The 23,233-nt window shown below is 40.6% G+C and carries 26 protein-coding genes; 12 read left to right on the top strand and 14 right to left on the bottom strand.

The features are described from left to right. The coding region (locus KV40_RS35875; protein ID WP_036488575.1) for a WGR domain-containing protein at positions 1 to 213 on the top strand (213 nt) is incomplete at its 5' end. Between the two features lie 7 nt (positions 214 to 220). Here KV40_RS35875 and KV40_RS28925 read toward each other — a convergent pair. The 4 genes from KV40_RS28925 to KV40_RS28910 are packed head-to-tail and all read right to left on the bottom strand — an operon-like array spanning position 221 to position 1,969. After that, positions 221 to 814, bottom strand: a complete 594-nt coding sequence (locus KV40_RS28925; protein ID WP_036488572.1) for a hypothetical protein — start codon at positions 812 to 814, stop codon at positions 221 to 223. A gap of 5 nt (positions 815 to 819) precedes the next feature. Next, positions 820 to 1,227: a type II toxin-antitoxin system VapC family toxin gene (locus KV40_RS28920; RefSeq protein WP_036488569.1), complete on the bottom strand. Its 408-nt coding sequence runs from the start codon at positions 1,225 to 1,227 to the stop codon at positions 820 to 822. Further along, positions 1,215 to 1,469, bottom strand: coding sequence for an AbrB/MazE/SpoVT family DNA-binding domain-containing protein (locus KV40_RS28915; protein WP_036488624.1), 255 nt, complete (start codon positions 1,467 to 1,469; stop codon positions 1,215 to 1,217). The genes KV40_RS28920 and KV40_RS28915 overlap by 13 nt, the downstream gene beginning before the upstream one ends. A gap of 35 nt (positions 1,470 to 1,504) precedes the next feature. After that, on the bottom strand, positions 1,505 to 1,969 hold the full coding sequence (locus tag KV40_RS28910) for a hypothetical protein (protein WP_036488567.1): 465 nt from the start codon (positions 1,967 to 1,969) through the stop codon (positions 1,505 to 1,507). A 129-nt stretch (positions 1,970 to 2,098) separates the two neighbouring features. Between KV40_RS28910 and KV40_RS28905 the strand changes: the two genes are divergently transcribed. Further along, entirely contained in the window at positions 2,099 to 2,302 is a 204-nt protein-coding gene (locus tag KV40_RS28905; protein ID WP_036488565.1) for a cold-shock protein, read from the top strand. A 119-nt stretch (positions 2,303 to 2,421) separates the two neighbouring features. Here KV40_RS28905 and KV40_RS28900 read toward each other — a convergent pair whose 3' ends face one another. After that, positions 2,422 to 2,811 (bottom strand): type II toxin-antitoxin system death-on-curing family toxin, encoded by a 390-nt coding sequence (locus tag KV40_RS28900; protein ID WP_036488558.1) that lies wholly within the window; start codon positions 2,809 to 2,811, stop codon positions 2,422 to 2,424. After that, positions 2,808 to 3,032, bottom strand: a complete 225-nt coding sequence (locus tag KV40_RS28895; RefSeq protein WP_036488557.1) for an AbrB/MazE/SpoVT family DNA-binding domain-containing protein — start codon at positions 3,030 to 3,032, stop codon at positions 2,808 to 2,810. Before KV40_RS28895 ends, KV40_RS28900 begins: the two co-directional genes overlap by 4 nt. Positions 3,033 to 3,300: 268 nt before the next feature. Here KV40_RS28895 and KV40_RS28890 point away from each other — a divergent pair, with 268 nt between their 5' ends. From KV40_RS28890 to KV40_RS28880, 3 genes are all read left to right on the top strand, one after another. Continuing rightward, on the top strand, positions 3,301 to 3,891 hold the full coding sequence (locus KV40_RS28890; RefSeq protein WP_052056049.1) for a hypothetical protein: 591 nt from the start codon (positions 3,301 to 3,303) through the stop codon (positions 3,889 to 3,891). Beyond that, positions 3,891 to 4,520 carry an RES family NAD+ phosphorylase gene (locus KV40_RS28885; protein ID WP_036488555.1) on the top strand — a complete coding sequence of 210 codons (630 nt, stop codon included), beginning with the start codon at positions 3,891 to 3,893 and terminating at the stop codon, positions 4,518 to 4,520. The genes KV40_RS28890 and KV40_RS28885 overlap by 1 nt, the downstream gene beginning before the upstream one ends. A 139-nt stretch (positions 4,521 to 4,659) precedes the next feature. Then, positions 4,660 to 5,721 carry a tyrosine-type recombinase/integrase gene (locus tag KV40_RS28880; protein WP_036488553.1) on the top strand — a complete coding sequence of 354 codons (1,062 nt, stop codon included), beginning with the start codon at positions 4,660 to 4,662 and terminating at the stop codon, positions 5,719 to 5,721. A gap of 21 nt (positions 5,722 to 5,742) precedes the next feature. Here the strand turns inward: KV40_RS28880 and KV40_RS28875 are convergent, their stop codons facing one another. Further along, positions 5,743 to 7,125, bottom strand: coding sequence for a hypothetical protein (locus KV40_RS28875; RefSeq protein WP_036488551.1), 1,383 nt, complete (start codon positions 7,123 to 7,125; stop codon positions 5,743 to 5,745). A 236-nt stretch (positions 7,126 to 7,361) separates the two neighbouring features. Between KV40_RS28875 and KV40_RS28870 the strand changes: the two genes are divergently transcribed. From KV40_RS28870 to KV40_RS28850, 5 genes are read left to right on the top strand one after another with little or no spacing between them, the layout of a single operon-like run. Further along, positions 7,362 to 7,709 carry a helix-turn-helix domain-containing protein gene (locus tag KV40_RS28870; RefSeq protein ID WP_052056048.1) on the top strand — a complete coding sequence of 116 codons (348 nt, stop codon included), beginning with the start codon at positions 7,362 to 7,364 and terminating at the stop codon, positions 7,707 to 7,709. 8 nt (positions 7,710 to 7,717) lie between these two features. Then, on the top strand, positions 7,718 to 8,659 hold the full coding sequence (locus KV40_RS28865; protein WP_036488549.1) for a PD-(D/E)XK nuclease family protein: 942 nt from the start codon (positions 7,718 to 7,720) through the stop codon (positions 8,657 to 8,659). Between the two features lie 7 nt (positions 8,660 to 8,666). Next, positions 8,667 to 10,988, top strand: a complete 2,322-nt coding sequence (locus KV40_RS28860; RefSeq protein WP_156114231.1) for a hypothetical protein — start codon at positions 8,667 to 8,669, stop codon at positions 10,986 to 10,988. After that, positions 10,985 to 11,485 carry a hypothetical protein gene (locus tag KV40_RS28855; RefSeq protein ID WP_036488543.1) on the top strand — a complete coding sequence of 167 codons (501 nt, stop codon included), beginning with the start codon at positions 10,985 to 10,987 and terminating at the stop codon, positions 11,483 to 11,485. The genes KV40_RS28860 and KV40_RS28855 overlap by 4 nt, the downstream gene beginning before the upstream one ends. Positions 11,486 to 11,487: 2 nt before the next feature. Next, on the top strand, positions 11,488 to 12,717 hold the full coding sequence (locus tag KV40_RS28850) for a hypothetical protein (protein WP_036488540.1): 1,230 nt from the start codon (positions 11,488 to 11,490) through the stop codon (positions 12,715 to 12,717). A gap of 38 nt (positions 12,718 to 12,755) precedes the next feature. On the opposite strand, the gene KV40_RS28845 is transcribed toward KV40_RS28850, so the two are convergent. The 3 genes from KV40_RS28845 to KV40_RS28835 all read right to left on the bottom strand — a co-directional run bounded on the left by KV40_RS28845 (position 12,756) and on the right by KV40_RS28835 (position 18,097). Further along, positions 12,756 to 14,213, bottom strand: coding sequence for a multicopper oxidase family protein (locus tag KV40_RS28845; RefSeq protein ID WP_036488538.1), 1,458 nt, complete (start codon positions 14,211 to 14,213; stop codon positions 12,756 to 12,758). A gap of 20 nt (positions 14,214 to 14,233) precedes the next feature. Further along, on the bottom strand, positions 14,234 to 14,797 hold the full coding sequence (locus KV40_RS28840) for a DUF411 domain-containing protein (RefSeq protein ID WP_052056047.1): 564 nt from the start codon (positions 14,795 to 14,797) through the stop codon (positions 14,234 to 14,236). Between the two features lie 123 nt (positions 14,798 to 14,920). Continuing rightward, positions 14,921 to 18,097 carry an efflux RND transporter permease subunit gene (locus tag KV40_RS28835; protein WP_036488536.1) on the bottom strand — a complete coding sequence of 1,059 codons (3,177 nt, stop codon included), beginning with the start codon at positions 18,095 to 18,097 and terminating at the stop codon, positions 14,921 to 14,923. Between the two features lie 188 nt (positions 18,098 to 18,285). Here KV40_RS28835 and KV40_RS28830 point away from each other — a divergent pair, with 188 nt between their 5' ends. Beyond that, positions 18,286 to 18,648, top strand: coding sequence for a metalloregulator ArsR/SmtB family transcription factor (locus KV40_RS28830; RefSeq protein WP_036488535.1), 363 nt, complete (start codon positions 18,286 to 18,288; stop codon positions 18,646 to 18,648). A gap of 125 nt (positions 18,649 to 18,773) precedes the next feature. Next, complete coding sequence (locus tag KV40_RS28825) at positions 18,774 to 19,382, top strand: cation transporter (RefSeq protein ID WP_172657360.1); 609 nt, start codon at positions 18,774 to 18,776, stop codon at positions 19,380 to 19,382. A 69-nt stretch (positions 19,383 to 19,451) separates the two neighbouring features. Here the strand turns inward: KV40_RS28825 and KV40_RS28820 are convergent, their stop codons facing one another. The 4 genes from KV40_RS28820 to KV40_RS32760 all read right to left on the bottom strand — a co-directional run bounded on the left by KV40_RS28820 (position 19,452) and on the right by KV40_RS32760 (position 23,182). Then, positions 19,452 to 19,883, bottom strand: coding sequence for a FixH family protein (locus KV40_RS28820; RefSeq protein ID WP_036488534.1), 432 nt, complete (start codon positions 19,881 to 19,883; stop codon positions 19,452 to 19,454). A 36-nt stretch (positions 19,884 to 19,919) separates the two neighbouring features. Beyond that, positions 19,920 to 21,704 carry an efflux RND transporter periplasmic adaptor subunit gene (locus KV40_RS28815; RefSeq protein WP_036488529.1) on the bottom strand — a complete coding sequence of 595 codons (1,785 nt, stop codon included), beginning with the start codon at positions 21,702 to 21,704 and terminating at the stop codon, positions 19,920 to 19,922. A 113-nt stretch (positions 21,705 to 21,817) separates the two neighbouring features. After that, positions 21,818 to 22,324: an anthrone oxygenase family protein gene (locus tag KV40_RS28810; protein ID WP_036488524.1), complete on the bottom strand. Its 507-nt coding sequence runs from the start codon at positions 22,322 to 22,324 to the stop codon at positions 21,818 to 21,820. A gap of 45 nt (positions 22,325 to 22,369) precedes the next feature. Then, positions 22,370 to 23,182 carry a helix-turn-helix transcriptional regulator gene (locus tag KV40_RS32760; RefSeq protein WP_052056046.1) on the bottom strand — a complete coding sequence of 271 codons (813 nt, stop codon included), beginning with the start codon at positions 23,180 to 23,182 and terminating at the stop codon, positions 22,370 to 22,372. Positions 23,183 to 23,233: the final 51 nt, after the last annotated feature.

Genomic DNA, 23,233 nt, shown 5'->3' with positions numbered 1-23,233 from the left:
TTTTGGCAAAAAAATACACGATTTTATACGGTCGAACTCTGTCAAAACCTTTTTGGCGATTGGATTGTCAAAAAAACCTGGGGTAGTGCTGTAAGGTTAGATTACGGTCGTTCTAACTCGGTAGTTTGTTCCGACTATCAAAGTGGATTGGAAGAGTACCAAAAACAGCAACTTCGCCGTCAAGTGCGTGGTTATGAATTTTTAAGCATTTGAGTCGCTTCTATTGAATATTTCGAGCGAGAATTTTAAAGCCATCGTAGAAGTTTTCCGATGGCACGAGTTCAAAGTTGCCAAATAGTAAAGAAATGAAAACTTGAGCTACGGATAAATCGGTCGCTCTGACAATTTGAATTAGGGTGTTAACTTGAGGATTACCTCTCAGACATTCTGCTACTTTGTCTATCCAAGCATTGATATTTTCATCGTAAGCCAGAGAACTAACCTCCGAACTTATTTTCTCTAAACTATATTTCTCTACAGCTTCAACAGCAGTTAGAGTCGAAATTGTTACTAACGATTCACGTTGGTATGCTGCCCTAACTTGAGGTTGGAGATATTTCTGTAAAAAAATAGTACTAACGCTTTGTTGGGTTAGAGAGTCTATAAATAGACTGAAGCTGCTATCTATTTTAGTATCGGCTGTAGCTATCTCTGGTTGTAAAGATGCTTCAAAGGCTGCTTCTGCTCTAACTAAAATACTCAGACTACCCTGATAGAATAGTTCGCCCGCTTGCCGTAGTTTGACTTCATCGTTCAACTTTGATGAAGCAATTAGATTAACCCGTTGGATTATGGTGCTAAAAGAATAATCCATCAAATTTACTTGCCACTAGACGGTTCGACTACTTTTATTTGGGGTATTTCTTTAGCTTTTTTGATTAAGGCTTTATCGAAAGTATAGAATGTCTTGTACCTTTGCGCCGTCGCTAAATGAAGGGCATCGCCAAAGTCCAAACCAGAATCATACCATTTTAAAGTTAGAGCGATCGCGCCCGAATCTTCTAAAAAAACTTTAGGTAATCCAAAAACCAATTTTAAACCTTTGATAATATCGACTTTTGAAAGTTTGTAAACAGATTCTAGTACCCATACAGTTTCAAGGATTACCGTATGACAAATATAAGTTTCTATTTCTTGCAATACTGAAAGAGATATTTGAGCCTGTTGAAGTTCATCTTTTACTATCGCTCTAACAACAATGTTGGTATCGATACCTATTCTTCCCATCGGCTTGCGATTTGTTCTCTAACGGCATCATTCATTTCCTCAACGGACTTGGCTTTTCCTTTGTAGGGTCGAAACTCAGTTAAGTCTTCAACGGTAGTTGCAGCAAAAGCTCGTTTTGGTTTTAACAAAACTCCCTCATCGGTGTTAACTGCAATTAGTTCTTGACCTGGAAGCCAATGGTTCATCTCTCTTATCTCTTGAGGAATTACTACCTGTCCCTTACTCGATAGTCTAGTATTCATTATCATGGCTGGTAAGATTATAGTAAGAATTATAGCTAATTTTGTTGGCATTCCGAACACTCTTTTGGATTGAGCCAATAAATTAGACCAAAACAATCTATACCGTATTCTGCTCCCAGATAATCTAGTAACTTAGATATATACGCTTCAAGCTCTGGCTGTCTGAGTCCTTGAGTGTGTTGGGGCGGCATTTGATGGGTTAGCTTGTTACCCTGATAAATTTTAAGCGCGATCGCGTGAACATACTGGTTTTCTTTGCCATATATTTCTAGTTCGGCTCGATAGGCTTCGGGTAGTATTAACTCAATCGTTTCGATACCTCTTTTCCTAACAGCATCTGAGCGGCGTTTGGCGTTTACCTGGCTCTTGTTTCTCAGCCGATAGCGTTTGACCCGACAGTTATGTTCGACGTAACATTCAGCGTTTTTTTCTTTGGCCTCATCTTCACGGCGGTAATTTTTAGCACAGTATACACATTTAGGATTAGCTTTTCTGCCCATTGATCGGGTTCAATAATATCTGTTAAGTTAAGAAATTTACCTTGTTCGATCGCTTTGAAAGAACATATTGGTTATTTTTACGATACACTTCAAGCGACTGGATTATTTATTTAGCAAAGAGAAAATCGTATGAGTACGGGTACTGTAAAGTTCTTTAATAACGAAAAAGGCTTTGGTTTTATACTTCAAGATGACGGAGGCAAAGATCTTTTTGTCCATGCCTCTGAAATTCAAGGCGAAGGCAATACTACTCTTAATGAAGGACAGAAAGTGAAATACGAAGTCGGACAAGGCAGGAAAGGACCTTGTGCGGTAAACGTTATTCCAAATTAATTTGGCTGGCGAATTAAAAAAAACTAACATCAACATGGCGATTGGGGAGGACTGGAGCGCGAGGTTGCCTCGCGCTATGAAAAATCGACAACGTACATTTTGCTCTCTGACTCTCGGTTCTATGCTTTAACAATAAATTTCTCAATCCACTCGGCAAGTTCTAATTCTGATAGCTCTCCCGCAGCTAAAGCTATCATGGTGTTTACCGTTTCTGTTGGCTCTACATCAAATTTGAAATCGTTGACTGCCAAAAACATACCGATAGCCAAAAAAGCAACACGTTTATTTCCATCATTAAAAAGATGGTTTTTAGCAAGACCATAGGCGTATGCCGCAGCTAGTCTGGCAATATTCCTTACCTTCTCGTAAGCAAAAAGATTTTGTGGACGAGCTAAAGCAGACAACAATAAACCTTCATCTCTAATGCCAGGAAGTCCGCCGAACTCTGCTAGACTCTCTCCGTGCAACAAGCGTAGTGCATTCTCATTTAGCCAAATTGGAACATTCACTCAGCTAAGGCTTTGAAAACCTCACGATTCTGCTTGATGAAAGCACGACCTCGTTCGATCTGACGAACCACTTCTGGATTATACGGAGTAATTGTGTAACCTTCAGGTGACTCAACAGCATACAAAGAATCTCCTTTCTCAAGCTTCATACTACGAAGCATTTCTACAGGAATCACTACCCCTGTAGATGAACCTACTGTCGTCAACTTAAGCGTGTACATGGGTTTCCAACTTTATTATAACGATTATTATAATAACACTAAATAATCTACTCTAAGTGCCAATTTTGAATAATAGCGTATCAATTGCGTATCAAATACAAATTGTAAAAATTGTCTTTGCTTAAAAAGCATATTTGATAGTGCTTACGTTCATTTATTGTTCGTTTTAACTTCTTATTAGGTCAATAATCGGCGGTAAGTATATATCGTATACCTTCAGCAAATATCTTATAATTAAGTTGCAGATAGTATATGATGTGGAGCTAAAATGGACGATAATAAAGTAGAAAAAACTCAGATTAGCTCTCAGGGTCGCCGAGGAGTTACCCAGGCAGTCATGCGATCGCTTAAGGCGACAATTGATGCTGCCGACAGAAAAGATTTAGAACAGTTGAGTTTTGTCTTTGAGCCTGAAGTAAACGAATCCATGCCATCAAATGATAATTCTGAACCTTTATGGTTACTTGAGTTAGAAAATCTTAAGCTGTTAAATCAGCGTCGTCAAGATTTACTAAAAGATAGTCTGACCTCAACTCAAGTGGCGGATTTAATGGGCTGGCAGCATCATAAAACCGCTAGCGATCGCCTAAAAGCTAATACACTTATTGGAGTTAAAGATCGTGGTGTGTACAAGTTTCCTCTATGGCAATTCGATCCCGAAGGAGAAGATGGAATTGTAGATGGGCTACCAGAGCTTCTATCGAGATTGAATATATCCAACTTCAGAAGAATTAACTGGCTGAGTCAGCCAATGGCGGCGTTTGACAATTTAACCCCAATTGAGGTGTTAAAAAAAGGCGACCCTAATGACATTGCCGATTTATTAATTGAAGCTGATGGAGTTGGCGTAGCTCAGTAATGGTTAGGATTTTTCTGCCGCCTCCCAATCGCGAAATCGCTCCTCAACACTACGTAATTCCTGCTGGTACGATACTCAAAAGAATCTTCGACCCTACAAGTTATGGTGCTACCGCATCTAGCTTTAGATACAATGGACCGCGCAGTAGGTTCGACCATCATAAACGTGTAAATGGAAAACCAGCCGACGATCTCAATAGAGGGATTATCTATGCTGGATACACCCTAAGCTGCTGTCTGGTTGAGATCTTCGGGGATGAAGAACTAATTACAATAAATCGGCATCAATTGGCAACTATTAAATTGACTCGAAGTATAGAGCTTTTAGATTTGCGAGGCGAAGGATGTTGGAATGCTGGATTGAACACAACTATCGCGAATAACGACCGCAGAACGCTAACCCAGGAATGGAGCAAATACTTCTATGAAACACCAGAGAAATATGGCAATATAGAGGGCATAATTTTCAGCAGTGCCAAAAATGGGGAGGATGCTTTAGCATTTTACGAGAGAGCAAAAATGCAGATAACTTCAGCCAAAATTAGCACCCAAAGTATGAAAGATAAGATTATAAGGAAAGAAATATATCTAGCTGCTAAGAAACTACATCTACCGATTCAGTTTTTGTAAACCTTTTCAGGGCAAGCTTTTTAGGCTAGATTGCCCCTGATGTCACCGTCGCTAGTTTTAGCCCCTGTAGCAGTCTGCTTAAAGCCTCGTCCTAACAAACAATAAATTATTTTCGCCTGACTTTCGTTCAAACTAAACTATGGATATTAATATTATTCCAGTAGAAAAATCAGAGCAAAAGATTATCTCTACTAGAAAATCGCTTAAAATTCAGAAAGTCGAACCTGTAGAGACTACCACACTAGAAGATATTTTTGCTCGTTTTCTGCAACTAGAAGTAGGAGATGGTGCAGCGTCCTCCGATACCATTCGTAATTACCTATCCCAAACCAAGAAGTATTTAAGCTGGTGCCGTGATAATTTACTCTCGCCCACCGAGGCGGAACCAGAAGACATTAGGGAATACCGTCAGTATTTAGTCCAGTCGGGATATGCCAACTCGACGATCGCCACCAAGCTCAACATTATTAGAATATTTTATAAAGCGGCACAAGCTCATGGGCTGATTAGCAATAATCCCGTAGCTAAAGTTAAAGCTCCCAAAGATAGAAAAGATCCTGCTGCTCGAATTACTTTTATGGAAGCAGAGGAATTGAAATACCTTCTCGACTATCTACAGTCTCAATTAGATCGGGCGAAAACGAATAAGGAAAGACTGAGTTTGTTGCGCGATCGCGCTTTAATTGGGATTATGTCATTAGAAGGTTGCAGAACGGTAGAGATGCACCAACTAAAGATAGCAGATATCGTCAGGCAGGGGATAAAAACTGGACTACAGGTAGAGGCAAAACGAGCTAGCAGAATTGTTCCACTGACTGAGAATTTGACCGCCCAGCTAGAGGAATATCTAGAATTAAGAAGAAAAGTTTTAAGACGGAAAATTAAGCCAGCAGATTATGTTTTTGTCTCTCTTAGTAACAACAATAAAGGAGGGAGATTATCCAGGCGTAGTATTCGGGAGATATGCGATCGTGCCCTGGTTGAATGTAATCTCAAACATACACCTGGTAGAACTCTTACGGCACATAGTCTGCGTCATACTGCTGGGACGCTGGCACTGAGAACTGGTTCGGACTTAAGACAAGTTCAGGATTTATTGGGTCATGCCGATCCTAGAACGACTTCAATTTATGCTCATGTAGGCGATCGCTGGGAACATAATCCAGGAGCAGATATAGAGAAAAGGCTCAATCAACAATGATTTTTACAGGCAGATTGTTTCTCAGTAAACGCTTTTTTGTTCAGTCTCGGAAACATTTCTCCAAGGAACGGGTTGCAGATTTAATTCTACAAGCCGATTGGAATATAGTTTGTCATAACCAAACATTGCTAAAAAAGTAAGTTCCAAATACCAGAGGCTTAAATAAGCAGCACCAATTTTGGTCATTGATGAAGCGTTGTAGAAAAGTTCGCGCTTTGAAGTTTCTGGGTGAGTAATCGAATTTCGCATTTTATTAATGGTTTTGATACCATCGCTCCAGTCGTTTTTAATTACGAATTCTCGAAGTTTATTCAGCAAAACACCTGTTTCTGGGATTGTGTGTGGAATATTTAAAGTAGTAAGCAGATTTCGAGTATTACCAATAGACTTATTTTTCTTATACTCAGCCTTACTCATTCCTGATAGTTCCACAAAATGAACATAAGTCAGTATCTCTAATGCAATCTGAACATTTACAATAGCTTGTTCGGCTAATGGGTCGTAGCTAGCTTGCAGATACCAATAAAGCGACTGTTTTGCTGATTCTGCCCAGCTTTGCCACCATTTTACAAAACCTGGAAATACATCACTCAACATTTTGCCCTCTTGTTTTGGACACCATGAAGCGATGCTTTTCCACGAATTTCCTGATGAGTTTTGCCAGTGTTCCCAAATTTTGTTTTCATGTTCACCGTAACCAACTAATAAGCCCGTACAAATATAAAATCCTCTGGTGAAAGACAAGAAATCGGTAAACAATTGCAAGAATTTAAGTGCATCTGTATCCGAAAATGTCTGACCATTTAATTTTTGTAACCTACAAACGTGGGTAATTCCAAATCCTCCTTGAGCATTCAAAGATTGAACGATCGATGGTGTAGTTTCAAGTTGATCTAAAGTGATTTGCCAACCATTTGCTTCAAATACTATTCTTTCTATGAGATGTCTACGACCATTTTTCTCTAATAGTGCGGTAGGTCTACCAATGATGCCGTGGAAATTTGTCACATGGAATAATATATGAGATAAAGACCGACCATTGCCTTGAACGATAGGTTCGGATATAGTAGCAGAAATGGAAATTGAATTGCTCAAGTTAAGCTGATTAACAATAATTTCAACGTTAAAAACCTTGATGTTTACAAGATTCAAATAAGCTGGCTGTGAATCTTCATCATATAGTGCAGCCATTAGTAAGGGGCTTGAGTTCGATTGACTAGTAAATTCAACCTGAAGTTTTGGACTTGGAAACCATTTATATGTGACTTTGCCTCTACCCAAAATTATTAATGACTGATTATTGAAGGTAGTTTTAATTTCCAGTTCTCCTGCGTAAAGTGCAATATTCTGATTTATTTTTTCAGTTGTATAAATAGGTTCTAAAGCAGGTGGTATATCTGGCATAAGTTGTACATTTAGGACTCTGTTCGAGTTTAACTGACTAATTCCTTTTTTATCAAAGCCAGACTGTGCAGCGATAAGCAATCCTATTGGAATTAGAAGATTATTTTAAAGGAAGCAGAGTTCATTCAAACACACGGCATTAACCTACATCAATTTTGTCAAACCAGAATAGTTAATTGTGTTGAGTTGACACTCAACACAATTAAGTTTAGATTATAAGAGAATAAGAGGTAAACATGGCAGAAACATTTGGGCAGACCTTACGCGAACTAAGACGTTCAAAGGGAATCAGTCAAAGAAATTTAGCTGACAAAGTTGGTGTGGATTTTTCTTACATTAGCAAAATAGAAAACGATCGCCTTCCGCCACCTGCTGCTGACACCATAGTTAAAATCTGTGAAGCACTATCAGTTTCACCCGATTTGCTGCTTTCGATTACTGGCAAAATACCAACTTCAACTAAAGACACGATCTCCTCTAGTTCGGCTGCACTCCAGTTTATCAGAGAAGCAGAAGGAATGAAGTTGAGTGAAAGTGAATGGAAACAACTGACTAAAAAACTCAAGCGTCTACGTAATGATTAAAGCGAACAATGGCAGAACAATTACAGTTATCATTATTTGATTTTCAAGATGACTATTTGCCCACTAAAGCTAAGAAAAACAATGCTGGCAAACTATTAAAGTGGTCTTATTCCAAACGTAGTTTGTTAGAACAGTGTCTTAGAAAATATTATTACAATCATTATGGAGGAAACAAAAGAACGGCTAAAGAAGAACCACTCAAAGAACAACTTGCTGTCCTTAAAAATCTAACTAACCGCTATCTTGCAGCAGGAATAATCTTGCACGATTTAATCCGAAAATATATCGGGCAGATGCAGAAAGGGAAAATTATCTCTCTCGATTATTTACTCCAGCAAGCCAAGTACAGATATAGGCAACAATTAGGATATGCTTATAGTCGAAAGGATAAGGCAATAGAAATTTATTATGGTTTTGATAATTTAGACGAGCTAATAATTGAAACTGAAAATAAACTGTTGTTAGCGATAACTAACTTTGTGGAAAGCTTCACTTTCAATACTTTTCGCCGCTTTTTTTCTAAACCCGAATCTTTAGTTGAAAAAAATATATCTATCAAAACAAACTTTTTTTCATCTGGAGGAAAGCTCGATTTTGCATACATAGATAATGACAAACTAGTAATTGTTGACTGGAAGCTTGGTGGTAGTGTTGAAAGTCAAGATACTCTTCAATTGATGTCTTATGCTTATTTTGCCTCAGAAGAATTGAACCACATACCAGCGAAAATTGAGCTACATCAAGCTCATTTAGCTCCCGATCGAGTGTCTTCATTTGAAATTGGGGAGCATGAGATCTTTAGAACCAAAAATCGCATAATCCAAGATTTAGAAAAAATGAATCGGGTTCATGACTACGGGCAGAAAGGCATATCTCAAGCCTTCACGCCCTGCGGACAATCCCGCGTATGTCAACTATGTCCTTTTCAAGAAGTTTGTCCCAAGGAGTAATATTCAGATGTTGGAAGCTAATTGTCACATCGTTGATGCAGGAACAAAGATCGAGCTTAAAGTTCGATGTATAGAAGTCATGGCTGTTCGAGTAACTCCAGAATTGAAAGAAAAAGCCTGTAGTAAATTAGCCAATCAGCTAGGTATCTCCGCAATACCTAAAAGTAATAGCAGGTTCTTGTATGCTTATGTCAGTAGCCCAGTAGATTCGGTTCCTATTGATGAGGATAATCTACAAGTCAGTTTGAGAGATAGCGATCGCATTGAGACACTCAAATTTAGTAATCTTGAAGATCGACCTTTAATTGCTCAATTAATAGAGAGACAGTTTGTAATCAACGTTGAAAGACAGACAAATTTATGGCGTTTGAGTGACTCTCGGCGTAAATGGTACGAACCAGAACCGTTGAAAATAGTTAGTGGTATTGGTGCTTATAGGAGATACGAACTATCTGCGATTCCTATCGATAATGTAGGCATAGGATTAGTAGTAAATATTAGTACAGCCTTCTTTACCATCGATACAATTGCCGATTTTTTTGGTGGAAACCAGTCCGAAATAGATCGCAAAAGAAACCACAAGCGTTTTACACGTCTTAGTCAGAGACAAAAAGGTCAAAAAGGTACTCTCTGGTATGATTCTGGCAACATACACTGTACCTGTTATTTCGCCCAGTTTATTGCTGAGAAAACCTGCTCGACGTACAAAGATGTTAAAGTTAATGGAGATAGTTATGAATCACTATTAGACTACTATCAGCGAAGAAGTGTAACTTCAGTTCGGGAAAACGACCCCGTGGCGTTGGTTTCTTTTTCGGGAATCGACCATCCCCAAGCCGTAGCAGCTAAACGACTGCGCTTGCGAGTTATGAACGAGGCGTTACCAAAAGATCTCAAGCAAGTAGATAAGATTAAGGAAGAAGAACGCTGTCAGCAGATCGAGCTTTTCTTTGACAAGCTGGGAGATGCACCTTTAGGAAGTGATATGCCACGAGTCGCTTCCGAATTTTGGCAACCCGACGAGGAAAAAATAAGACACTTAAACTGTCCCGATTTGTTATTCGGTCAAGGTCAAATTCTAACTGCTCCAAAGGACGAGAAATTAAGCTCATACAGAAAATATTATTCTCAAAGATTGAGATATTTAGATATATATGGCTGTGCTAAAGTTCCTCTCACTGTTCTACGTAACGTTTATATTGCCGTACCCGATCCGATCGGCAGGGAATTGGGACAAAAGTTAGGGAAAGATATCACTAGCTTACTATCTAAATGGACTCGCAAGCCTATCAAAGCTTCGACTTTAACCTACGACTGCTTTGAAAATGCGATCGCTCGACTAAGGAAAACTCTACAACCTAGTCTAGTTGTATTCGTGTTTGAGAAAGAAGAACCTGCTATTTATTTTGATGTGGCACACAATTTGTCGGACTGGCGCATTAAAAGAATTACATCGGAAAAGTTAAATGAATTTCAGTCGCGGTCGAATAAATCTGAAAGAGGATGTAGGGACTGGCAATCATTCATAGAGAAAAATGCTTTAGACATTCTCCAGTTAATGGACTGTATACCCTGGGGATTTGCCAATCCTCAAAATTATCAGGCTCAACTAGCTATTGATGTTGGATGGGATAAGCGTAATTATGCTTTGTCACTTCTTACGAACACCATCAACCGCAACAATACAACCTGTCAACTAAGCACGATAGTAGACCACAAAGTAGACAGTAAAAAAGAAACCATCAACGAAGTTATTCTTAAAGATAAAATTGTAGAACTGTTCGAGCAAGGAAGGCGAAAGAAAGACAAGTCAATCGAGAGAGTCTTGGTGCTTCGAGATGGAAGAGAGTGTGGTGCTGAATTGAACGCAGTTGCCGATGCTCAAAGAAAGCTTGTCGAATCACAAGTCTTTACTCTGCAAGTTCGAGTTGATGTAGTCGATGTTCATAAAACTTATGCGAAGAATTTGCGGTTGTGGAATAGAAATAGCAAAGGAAAAATAGAGCGAGTTTTGGAAGGAACGGCTTTACTTCTCGATCGGCGTACTGTAATTCTTACCAGTACTGGCGCACCAACCCTCAATCAGGGTACGCCCAATCCTGTTATGTTAGAAGCTCAAACAGATAATGTAAACATGATTTTGGTGGCAGAAGATTTTTATGCTGCCAGTCAATTCAATTGGTCTAGTCCCAGTACTGCCCAAAGATTAGCCATAACCCTCAAAAGGACAGACGACGAGCTAAAAATTCATGCTTCACAGGAAATTCGTCTCGGACTACTTAGGGGAAAACCCACTGACACGAGTGAGCAAAAGGTTAGTAGCTTATGAGTACAAAATGGTTGGCAATTCAAAGCTTTCAATACGACCGCAGTTTGATAGCTGCGATAAATACACTATCAATTCAGCTCAAGCTGGAGCTTGCAGGAATAACAAACCTAGAAAAAGCTCGTTTGGCAGAAGAGGCACGAACCACTCTATATTCTTTTCTCGAAAAATTAGAGTCATTAATTGGCGATTCCGAACCGGTTAGTATAAATCCTCTAATTGGTACTAGTCACGGTCTGCGGCAATTGGCACAAAGATTCGTCTCCGCTAAAAACGCTCGAAGCGAATTTCACTCAGTACTGTTTCAACAAGCGAGTAGAATAAGCCGAGGAAACCTCGGCATTTCCTCGCTTCAAAGTACTTTATCGCAAACAAAGGTATTACTACACTCTGAAATAGCTGAAGACAAAAAGGCTTTAATATCATGTTTGCAAGAGTTGAGAAGACTTGTAGAAGAACATATTAATTTAGATACAGAAACCATTTTAGGGGAGGTATAAATTTGCTTCGAGATATACTTTTCCAAAACAATCAACGTTTATTAAGTGAAATAGAACGACTTTTAAACAATTTGATTCAAGGTCGAATAGCTATACCTGCCGAGCTTAATTTGTATTTTAATTGGCTATTAAATTATGGAAAAATTCTGCTGTGCGATACAAGAGATAATTTGACGCTGCTAGGTTATGAAGAAGACTCGCTTCTGCCTGAAGTTTTAAGTAAAACTCAAAATACATATAGGCAAGTACGTTGGTTCGATGAAGAACTGATCGAGCCAGTTTGTAGAACTCGCTCTTCAGATCGTTTGTGTCTGATGATTTTGAATTGGTTGCACGCAAACCATTCAAAGACCAAAAACTTACCGTTGGCTTTTAGCGATGGTGATTTTGCTTGCAAACCAGTCATTCCACATATGTCATTGTATTTTATTCCGCCATTAGCACAGCAGTGTTTAATGTATCTTCCCCTTTTGTATCATGAATTCGGACATATCCTCTATGCTTGCCACGAACAGGAGATGAACGAGTTAGTAGGTGAATTACAAGAAGAAATATCTGAATTATTGCAACCTGCCTCTCAAAGATGTGACCGCTTTGCCAAAGAGCAGGCTAAAGAACGAAAGAAGATCGTAGAAGTGTGGCACGAGTGGATTCAAGAACTATTCTGCGATGCAGTTGGTTTTCAGATTGGAGGGGCAGCGTTTATTCGTGCTTTCTCAGGGTATTTACAAATGCTCGGACGAAATCATTTTTATGTTCCCAAAAATAAGCTAGCTAATCGTGCTCATCCTGTTAGCTGGCTGAGAGTCAAAATACTAGCAGTAAGAGCGAGGCAAAATAGTCATGACGATTTAGCCCAAGAACTAGAAGATACGTGGAGTGCGATCGCTTATGAAATGGGAATCACCGAAGATTACTATGGTTATTACGATGATGAATTATTGCCTTCTATAGAGCAAACTATTGAAGATATGTTGATAGAGACAGAACCCTATTGTCACTCTTCCCAACAGCCAAGCTCTAAATCTTTCTCTCATGGATTCAATCCAATTGAGCTTCTCAATCGGGCTTGGCAAAATTTCTTAGATGAACCATCAGGTTACGATCGGTGGGAAAAGTTAGTAATTCAAGAACTACTACAAACAAATAATGATTCAAGTAAACCAGAGCTAAATTCAAATGGATTTAGTCTAATTGGTACGAAATATAATATTCTTATAGCACTATTGTAATACCTTAGCGATCGTAAATAGGCTGATGACATTTCAGTTTAAGCCTCAATCGTTAAATTACCCATCATGCCCAAATCTTCATGGTCGAGAACATGACAGTGATAGACTGTTTTGCCCGTAAAATCATTAAAGGGAATACGAACGCGAACGGTTTCGCCTCTTTTGACCAATACCGTATCCCGCCAAGCAGCTAATGGTTCGGATTGACCGTTGCGACTAATTACCTGAAAAGCATTGCCGTGAACGTGAAAGGGATGATCCATAACTCCTGTATTGCTTATCTCCCAATCTTCTACCGTGTCGAGTTGGACTTTGGTATCTAGGCGATCGCTTTTATATGGTTGTCCGTTGATTAAAAACGCCATACCCACCGTAGGATTCATGCCGTGATTGAGTTCAAAACGCCTTACTGTTTTAGGTTCGGGTAGAGTGGAAATGTTAGCTAACTTTGTCGGTACGGGGAATTCAACCGTAGCTTCATAATCAATCGTAGCTAATGCCATAGGATTGTCGCTACCTCCCATCATCCCTCTACCCATCATCCCGCCCATCATCCCCATCCCACCTCGGTCATAGGGTAAATTAAGCAGGCGATATCGACCCGATTCTGGTTTGCCTTGTACTAAAACTTCGACTCGTTGTCCTGGCGTTAGCAATAATTCGTCAACCTCTACTGGTTCATTTAACGCACCGCCATCGGTGGCAATTTGGTAGAAAGTACCTTCTTCCAAAGCCAGCCTATAAAAACGAGAAGGAGAGGCATTTAGTATACGCAGGCGCAACAATTTACCTGCTGGCAAAGTAAGATCGGGATTAACCCTACCATTGACCGTAATTATATCTCCTTCTCTTCCCGACATTAGAGACATATGACTCGAACCCATTAGTCTGCCATCACCATCTAAAGAAAAATCTTGCAGCACTAAAAACTCTTCCTGTGCTGCTTTGATTTCGGGTATTTCATCTAATTCTCCCCGCACGATAAACAAACCCGCCAAACCACCAAAGAGCTGTTCGGCGACTAAACCGTGTAGATGAGGATGATACCAAAACGTTCCTGCTGGATGATTCTCAGGGATAGTAAATTCGTAGGTTAGTTGTTCTCCTGGTTCGATCTGAAGAAAAACGTTATCCGCATTGCCCGTAATGGGTATATGCAAACCGTGATAGTGAATATTAGTCGCTTGAGACAGATTATTAGTAAAATGAATCTTTACTCTGTCTCCTGGGTAGGCTTCTAAGCGGGGGGCAGGAACTTGTCCGTTATAGGTTAGTAGATAGGCTTGTTTGTTACCCAGATTAACGGGACTTTCGCTAGCTGACAAATCTAGTTCTAATAAACTATCTTGACTTTGATATATCTGCGGTAAATCAGAAGATAAATTTGATGCAGCTTGAGTGTTATTGGCTCGCCCTTGGGTACAGCCAGCAAAAATAGCAGTTCCCGCACTAGCAGCACTCAGTGTTAGAAACTGACGACGATTCATTTTAACCATAATTTATTGCAATATGCCCGTTAGTAAGATTCGTATTCGTTGAATATCTTTACTTCTCCTTGTTGGTTAAATGCCAAAACCTGGAATGGTTGTTTCATATCTCTTGCTTCCATTCCTGGAGAACCCAAAGGCATCCCTGGTACGGCTAAACCGATAAATCCTTCTGGTTTTTCGGTTAAAAAGCGTTTGATGTCATCGACAGGTATATGTCCTTCCATGACGTAGCCATCGACAATAGTTGTATGGCAAGATGCAAGCTGAGACGGTACGTTATGTTTCTGCTTCAACGCTTCCATCTGTTCGGTTTTGATATCTTCAACCTTGAAGCCATGCTTCTGGGCGTGTTCGAGCCATACACCACAACAACCACAGGTAGGAGAGCGATAGACGGTAAGATCTTTTGTTCCTGTATAGTTGGGTTCGGTTTCTCTATCCCAAACGCTGGCTAAAGTAGCGGTGTGAGCATCGTTGGCAACTGCCGAATTATCGCTAACTCCTTGAGTAGAAGTCCAGTAAATTCCGCCACCAATTACGCTTGCGATCGCTACTGAAGTAATAGTTATTGTCGATAATAGTTTTGACATTATTAATTTCGATTTATAGTAATTTGTTTTAAGTATTTATATTTTAAACTCTCTAGCTAACTAGAGAGTCAAGACTATCCTTGTGGAAGTTGTTTGTTACGAGAACGTGTCTTGAAGCAGTCGCTACAACGGGGGATACCCCCGCAACGCGCTGCTTCGCTTTTTTAACTTACCCAATCCTTGGGTAATGTCATCTACGAAGGTGTAAACGATTGGAACAACAATCAGAGTCAGCAGGGTAGAAACAGTCAGTCCGCCTAAAATCACCGTAGCAATGGGAGAATAGGCATCCATGCCAGTTTCGGGATAAAAAGCCAAGCGCACGATCACAATCATGGTGGTTAGAGTGGTCATAAAGATTGCTTTGAGTCTTACGGGACCTGCCTGGCGGATAGCTTCGGCTCTGGGAACACCCTCTTGTCGCTTGGTTAAAATTAACTCCAGTAGCAGAATAGCAGCAGAGACTGAAATACCAGAGAGAATAATAATTCCCAAAATAGAAACCGTTGAAAGGGTTTGTTGAGCTAGTAATAATGCACCAAATACCCCAATTAACTGTAAGGGAATAGATAGCATCATTACCAAAGGTTGGATAAACGAGCCAAACTGAATTACTAGAATTAAGTAAATTAAGATAATAGATACGATTAAACCTTTAAGCAGGCGATCGAATTCAATCATCATATCAGTCATATCTCCCATCGAATCCAAACCGTAACCTGGAGGGAAATCTAATTCTTGCCCCGCCCGCATCGCGATCGCCATTGATAAATCCATCGAAGCAGGACTGGATTTACGATAGTAACCATTGACATAAACTACCCGTTTGCCGTTAACGTGTTCGATGAGAGTAGGACCGTATTCCCGTTTAAGAGTAGCGACGGTGCTAAGGGGAACTTGCTGTCCGTTGGGAGTGGTGATGTAGGTAGCAGCGAGATTTTGAGCATAGCCGCGATCGCGTTCGGGGTAGCGGACTAAAATGGAATTTTGTCTGAGGTTGGGTCGGTTATAGTATTTACGAGTAAAACCACCATTAAGAGCGTAACGAGCTTGTTCGGCTACTTCTTCAATGTTTAAGCCCAACTCTTGAGCGCGACGGCGATCTATCTGTAGTTGATATTCGGGTTGAGTCAAAGCGGAACTGGTATGCGCCATAACTAGCCCTGGAGTATCTTTAGCAATTTCTAGTACTTGGTTTGCCAAAGGATAGAGTATCTCTAAATCTTCACCGTATACCGCAATTTGAATCGGTGCTGCCGAAGTAGCCATTACGTCTACACCCATCTCTTTGAGTGCGATGCGCCGCAAACCAGGGATAGTCCGACGGGCTTTAGCTTCTACTGCATCCATGACTTGCCAGATGTCGCGATTGCGTTCGTTCAAATCTTTGAGGGTGACGATTGCCGAAGCTGTATTGACGCTGCCCATACTATAACCGCTAAAGTAAGTACTGTTGCGGGTAATTTCAAAGCCAACGTTAGAAGAGACTTTTTCAATTTCAGGTTGTTCTAGTAAAATCGATTCAAACTGTTGGGCAACGCGATCCGTTCGCTCGAAAGATGTTCCCGCTTCCAATTCGATGGTTGCCATAAACTGCCCCGAATCTCCCAAAGGCATCATCTCCTGGGGAATCAAGGGATAGAGAGCAAAAGCGAGAACGATAGTCGCTCCTGCGATCGCTAGAGTAATCTCACGGTTTCTCAAGCAGATATCTAATAACCAAGCGTAACCTTTTTCTAGTCCCTCAAAACCCAAACGAAAAGGAGATAGCAACCATTGCAGCCAAGTCTTGCGGTTTCCCTGTCGTTCGCCGATAGGTTTGAGGAAAAAGGCTGCCAGTAGGGGAATCAAAGTAATCGAAACCACTAACGAAGCAATAAAGGCAAACACCATCGGTAAGATTAGCCCCGCAAACATCAACCCCGTCAGACCACCCGAAAGGATGGTAGGGATTAAAGCTGCAATCATCACGCAGCTAGCAGCAGCACTGGCTAAAAATACTTCTCCCGTACCCTGGATGGCTGCCTGTCTGGGTGTTTTACCTTCTTTAAGTTTGCGATCGATCGAGTCAATGACAATAATCGAATCATCTACTAATTTCCCTATCGCCATCATCATCCCGACCAAAGTAGAGGAGTTGAGGGACATCGAGAAAGGAATAAAAGGCAGCATGGAAAGAGCGAGGGTAGTGGGAATGGAAATCATGACGATCGCCGTTGCCCGAAAATCTTCTAAAAACAGCAGAATTATCAACCCCGCCAGTGCCACACTAATTAGTAATTCTCCCGTAGTGCTATCTTTAATCAACTCCACCAGGAAGGAATTGTCATAAGCCTCTTCAAACTCTAAACCTGGATATTGAGACTCAATTTTTTCCAGTTCCTTTCTCACTCTGGCAATTACCTGCGGCGAACTAGAATCGGGTTTCTGAATCACGTTAACTGCTAAAGCAGATTCCCCATTATAACGATAGGCACTACGACGCTCTTCGTAGGTATCTTTTACCTCAGCGACATCTTTGACATAGACAATTTGTCCTCCCATTTCGAGGATAGGGTAATTCCTAACTACCTGGGCATTGAGAGCGCGATCGTCTGCCCGCACTAAAATTTCTTCGTCTCCTTGGGTTAAAACTCCCGCCCCCTTACTAACATTATTATTATCGATCGCATCTCTTACCTGGAGAATCGATAGTCCGTAGGCTGCTAGCTTCTGGCGATCGACGATTACCTGTAGCTGTCGGCGATAGCCCCCCGTAATATAGACAGACTGGACATCCTGTACGTTGGTCAGGCGATCGACTAAGGTATTATCGGCAAACTCCCGCAGCTTCACCCGATCCCACCCCTCAGCTTTGAGTGCCAGAGTCAGCACGGGACGGTTCAGCGGATCGATCGGCAACACCCAATAAGAACGGGTGTTAATTCCGTCTAAAGGTAAATCTCCTTCCGCCGACTTCATCACGCTTTGCACATCCCGAACCGCCTTATCTACGTCACCACCCCAAGCAAACTGAACCGTTACCAGAGATAAATCCTGTTGGGAACTAGAACGCACAAAACGTACCCCATCCAGTACGGTCATGCGTTGCTCGATGGGTTTGCTGATATAGGTTTCCACTTCCATTGGGGACGAACCAGGAGTTCTGGTAATCACTGCTACCAGAGGACTCTGCACGTAGGGCATCATCCGCACGGGAATGATTATTAGGGTTAGAACCGAGAGGATTAGCACTCCAATGTAGAGGGCTACGGTAATAACAGGGTTGCGGATTGACCAACGGGTGAAGAAGGTTTTCATGGGGTGGAGGCTTCGGGGAGATTAGATTGCTTAACTTCCATCCAAGATGACACAAGAAAATTAAATCACTATGAAATCTTGTAGGTGAGTGTTGAATTTAAATGCAAAACACTGCTCTCCTTTAAGTTTTTACATTTGTATCTTGTAACATTGAACTAAGCACATTTGATATTACTAACCAAAAGCCCGTGAGTGAAAATAAAGCAGATGATATTTGTCATATACGATGTTTCAATGCCGATTTAGTAGCTAAAATTCGTGAAACTTTACCCCAAGAAGATATTTTAGAAGAAGCAACAATCATATTTGGTGCTTTGGCAGAACGCTCGCGAATTAAAATACTTTATGCTCTTAAAAATGGTGAAGAACTTTGTGTTTGTGATATTGCAGCAATGTTAAATGTAAAAATCGCTACAGCTTCCCATCACCTACGAAAAATGAGAGACTTAAAACTCCTTAAATATCGTAATGACGGCAAATTAGCTTATTATTCTTTAAAAAATCGGCATATTACTGATATTCTCATTTATTCTTTAAAAGAATTGATCTAACTACCAGTTGTATTATTGAATTTTGTTTATTTTATTATTCAAATATTCTTTTGAACGTTGAAAGCTATAATAAATAACATTCAAACAATCATTTGAATGTTTAAACAAAAGTCAGATTGAAGAAAATGTCAGAACATTGTTGTCAACACAAAGCCAAAGAATTACAAAAGCTGCAAAAACGCCAGAGTAAAGTGCTGTGGACTATTTTGATAATTAACGCCGTGATGTTTGTCGTAGAATTTAGCGGAGGAGTTAAAGCAGCTTCATTGTCCTTAACTGGTGACTCTTTGGATATGCTCGGCGATGCTTTAGTATATGGCTGTAGCCTATACGTGATTCAAAAAGGTAAAAAAGCTCAGGCGCGATCGGCGTTGCTAAAAGGTAGTATCATGTTTATTACTGCGATCGCCGTTTTTGCTAGAGCTACCTATCAATTATTTGCTCAAACAGTACCTACAGTTCAATTGATGAGCGGAATTGGTATTTTAGCCCTACTTGCTAACTTAATTTGCTTTTTGTTGTTAATTCGTCACCGTAATGACAATATCAATATGTCCTCTGTTTGGCTGTGTTCCCGTAATGACATTATTGCCAATACTTCAGTATTGCTAACTGCTGGATTGGTATTTTTAACTGGTTCATTTATACCTGATTTAATTCTAGGGTTACTTTTAACTCTGGTTTTTGCCCAATCTGCGGGAAAAGTTCTCGCTCAAGCCAAGCGAGAATTATAAGTTTAAATTAGAAACGTCGTATTTCAGCTTCGTAGTTTAAAGTGAGCATTGCCTACCCTATTCAATACTTTACTTAACTTCTAAAATAAATTCTTGTTGAGCCTGATATTGAGGATCTTGCACGCTGGCGACCACATTCCAAGTACCCTGCATTCCAAAATAAGTAGTAGCTTTAAAGCGTCCTGGTTCGTCTGCGGGGGTAACTTCTACCTTACCCATCATGTCTTCCATTCCTTCCATTGGCATAGTCGCACTAACATCCAAGCTTTCTACTTTTACTGGATTACCATTGCTATCTACCACTTCTAGAATCATTTCGGCTTCACCCATAGGAATCTCTGTCTGAGGTTCGGGACTGACTAAATTTACAGTAGCGGTGCTTTCTTGCTTGTTCTGCACTGTTTTGGTTTGAGTAGTAGCAGATTCGCTATTGCTTTGAGCGGGGCTACAGGCAAAAGCTAAAAGACTTAAAGGAAGTAGAATTAAAATTAATTTTTTCATGGTTCGATTGATTTTGTAGTTGATGAATTTAGTTAGTTACTGTACGTCGAGAGTAAACTCTTGTTTGGCTTGATTTTTCGGATCTTTGACTTGAGCGGTAATCGTCCAGTCTCCTTTCATGCTGAGATAGGTATCGGCTTTAAACCTACCTGGCTTATCGTCTGGCTGGACTTCTACAGGAGCAGACATCGGCGCCATGTTCTTCATGGGCATAGACGCGCTCATCTCTATATCTTTAACGTCAACAGGTTGACCTCGACCGTCTTTAACTTCTATTACTAGTTGGGCATCGCCCATTGCTACCTCGTTATTGTCGGGGCTGACTAACTGAATTTGAATATCCTGAGTTGAAGCTTTATTAGCTGCTACAGATTGTTCGGACTGGTTAATGACCGCTACTGGTGCATTTTCTACCAAGCGATTCTGTCCTGAAGTTACTACCGCTTGTCCCGACTCCAAACCACTGGTAATTTCTACTCTGTCTCCCGTTGACATTCCCAAGGTTACGGGTTGGGCTGTTACCGTATCTCCGTCCACAACCCAAACTGAAGACCGATCTTGAAACTCTACCACCGCAGCTTGAGGGACGGTAATGGCATTAGGTTTGCGGGCAGTAATAATTTTCATCTCTAAAAACTGCCCCGATAGTAGTTGCCCGTCGGGATTATCGATGAGTGCTTCTACCGTTACCGTGCGGGTTTGACTGTTAGTTTGGGGAAAAATACTGGTGATTTTGCCTTTTAAAGGTAGAACGTTGCTTCCAGGTACTCTAGCGATAACCGTAGCACCTTGACGAATATTGACAGCATCTTGTTGAGCGACGTTTGCTTGAAGACGTACCCGACTATAATCGCCAATTTTGACGATGCCCATACTGGGTTGAACTACTACCCCAGGATCGACAATCCGTTCCTGCACGATGCCCGAAGTGGGAGAAGTGATGGTAGTGTAGCCCTGCATTACGTTAGCCGTATCTACTTTTGCTTTTGCTTGGTCGATCTTGGCGCGGTTGTTTACTACTTGGGCTTCCATTCGCGCTAATTTAACTCGTGCCTGTCTGAGATTAGCCTCTTTACTTTTGACTTCGCTATCGACAACATCAAACTCATCTTGGGAAATCACTCCATCTCTGACTAGCCGAGCAAAGCGGTCTTGTTTCAAGTTTAGATAGTCCAGATCGGCTTCAATCTGTTCGATCGCGCTTTTTTGTTCGTCTACCTCAATCTCGCTCATCTTCAAAGCAGTTTCCATCGTCTTTACTTCTGCCGCAGCCTCGGCGACTTCGGTATTCAACTCCGAAGCATCCAAAGTAGCCAATGGTTCTCCGTCAGTAACGCGATCGCCTGGATATACCGAGTAGTTGGTCAGTTGTCCCGCTACGCGAGGATATACCATAATTTCTTGGTAAGGTTTAATCGAACCTGTATAGCTAACGCTGGCTTCTAAGACTTGGGGTTTAACTGTTTCTACTCGGACGGGATTTGGGTTAAACGAACCATCTACAGCCATCATCTCGTCGTGAGACATACTGCCATGATCCATTCCTTCCATTCCAGCCATCGAACCAGAAGGTTTTAGTTGGTTAGTTACTATTAAAATTCCTCCAGCTAGGAAAGCGAAAATTCCCAAACCCAATAGGGCTTTACCAGGTCTAAAAGAATTTGCAGGTAAATCTTCTCGATTGGATTTACCTTTTTCTTCTGTTTTAGAAACTGAATGAGAGGTAGTTTCTTCAGTAACGCTGTCAGAATCTAGAAAATCATGATGGTTCTCGTTATCATCTGACATTTCCCCCTGAGTTTTAGTCGGATTTGCCGTCATGTTAAAGTCTTGTGGATTATCTACACTCACACCAAACCAGAATGGCACAAGAATATTAAATCAGAATGAAATCTGCTCTCTCTGGTAAATTCGGTCGAACACAAGCGAAAAAATTACCCTTCTTTAACTAGAACAGAACTTACTAAACTACTCATACCTATTGTAAGTAGCACTAATCTAACCAGATGAAATAAATGCCAGCGATCGCGATATGAAGTCCAGTCATTGGGAAAAGAATCAGCCGTCCAGGTATCGACAACAGCATTAATTGGTTCGATAAAAATTCCCCAAACCAAAAATGCAGCAATCAGCATTAACAAAGCACCCAAGGTCAAACGAAATGTTAGAATTTTAGTCCGAACTAGCCACAGAATAATTAGCATGGCTAGGAATGAACCAACTTCTGCTATTCCTACGCCAATTTTGTATTGAATTAATACAGTCTGTACTGCTATAAAAGTTGTTGCTGATAGCCGTAATTTTCCAGGCAATTGCATTAAATGGGAATAAGAAACGCCTAGTTCTATCCCCATCAGCAGCAAAGCAATAAACTGTGCGGGTTTTAATAAAAATTTGGTTTTGCGCTTTCGATGATTAACTATATTCTCCGAAGTCTTCATCTTGGTGGTAAATTCAGAATTATTAAATGTTCTGAATTATTAATATCAGCCTTCACAAAAAATTACTTGTACGGAACGGCTATCTTTTGCTGCTAAAGATGGAGTTATGCCAAAAGAGGCGCGAAAAGCATGGGAAAAATGAGCTAGATCCGCAAAACCAGCTTCGTGGGCAATTTTAGTTAAAGATTCACAACCATTAAAACGTCGTATTGCTACCAGTAAACGATGACCGATCCAATACTGTTGTATAGTTACGCCTAGTTCTTGACGAAACAGATGGCGCAATCGTCCTTCCGATAAATTAACCGCTCGTGCTAAATATTCAAGTGGATGTGGTTGACCGAGTAAAGCTGAATCCTGAAATGCGCTGAGAGTTGATTCTATACGTTCATCAATCGGTTTAACAGTCTTGTATTCTGGTAAGATAGCCTGAGTAATTGTTTGCGACAATTTAATAGCATCATCACAAGTCTTCAAATGAGAACTTAATACTAGCTGAGATATGGGAACATCATCGCTTCTAAATAACGGTATTAATTCGGACGATGAAAGTAAGCGAATGGCTCTTGCTGCTACTGTAGCAGGATCGAACCAAATCATTATTTCCATAGAACCCGAACTAATAATATGGTGATTGACATTAGGTGGAATTATTACGGCATCGTAAGCAGAATAAGATGCTTTAGGCGACATTCTTACCTGTAGTTTCCCAGATAATGCCACAATGACCTGTGCTGCTGTATGACTGTGGGGAGATGTTCCACTACCTGCACTAACTTGTAGAGCCATTGAAGGTAGTAGAAAAAGAGGTGAGGGCGTAGTAAGCCCGTTTTTCCAGTCGTAGATTGAGGTAAACATCAATAGTGAAATATTTGGTATGCCTACATAGATTTCTACTGACCAAAATAT

This window comes from Myxosarcina sp. GI1 (genome assembly GCF_000756305.1).
Lineage (GTDB): Bacteria > Cyanobacteriota > Cyanobacteriia > Cyanobacteriales > Xenococcaceae > Myxosarcina.
This window is presented reverse-complemented; position numbering and strand designations above follow the sequence as displayed.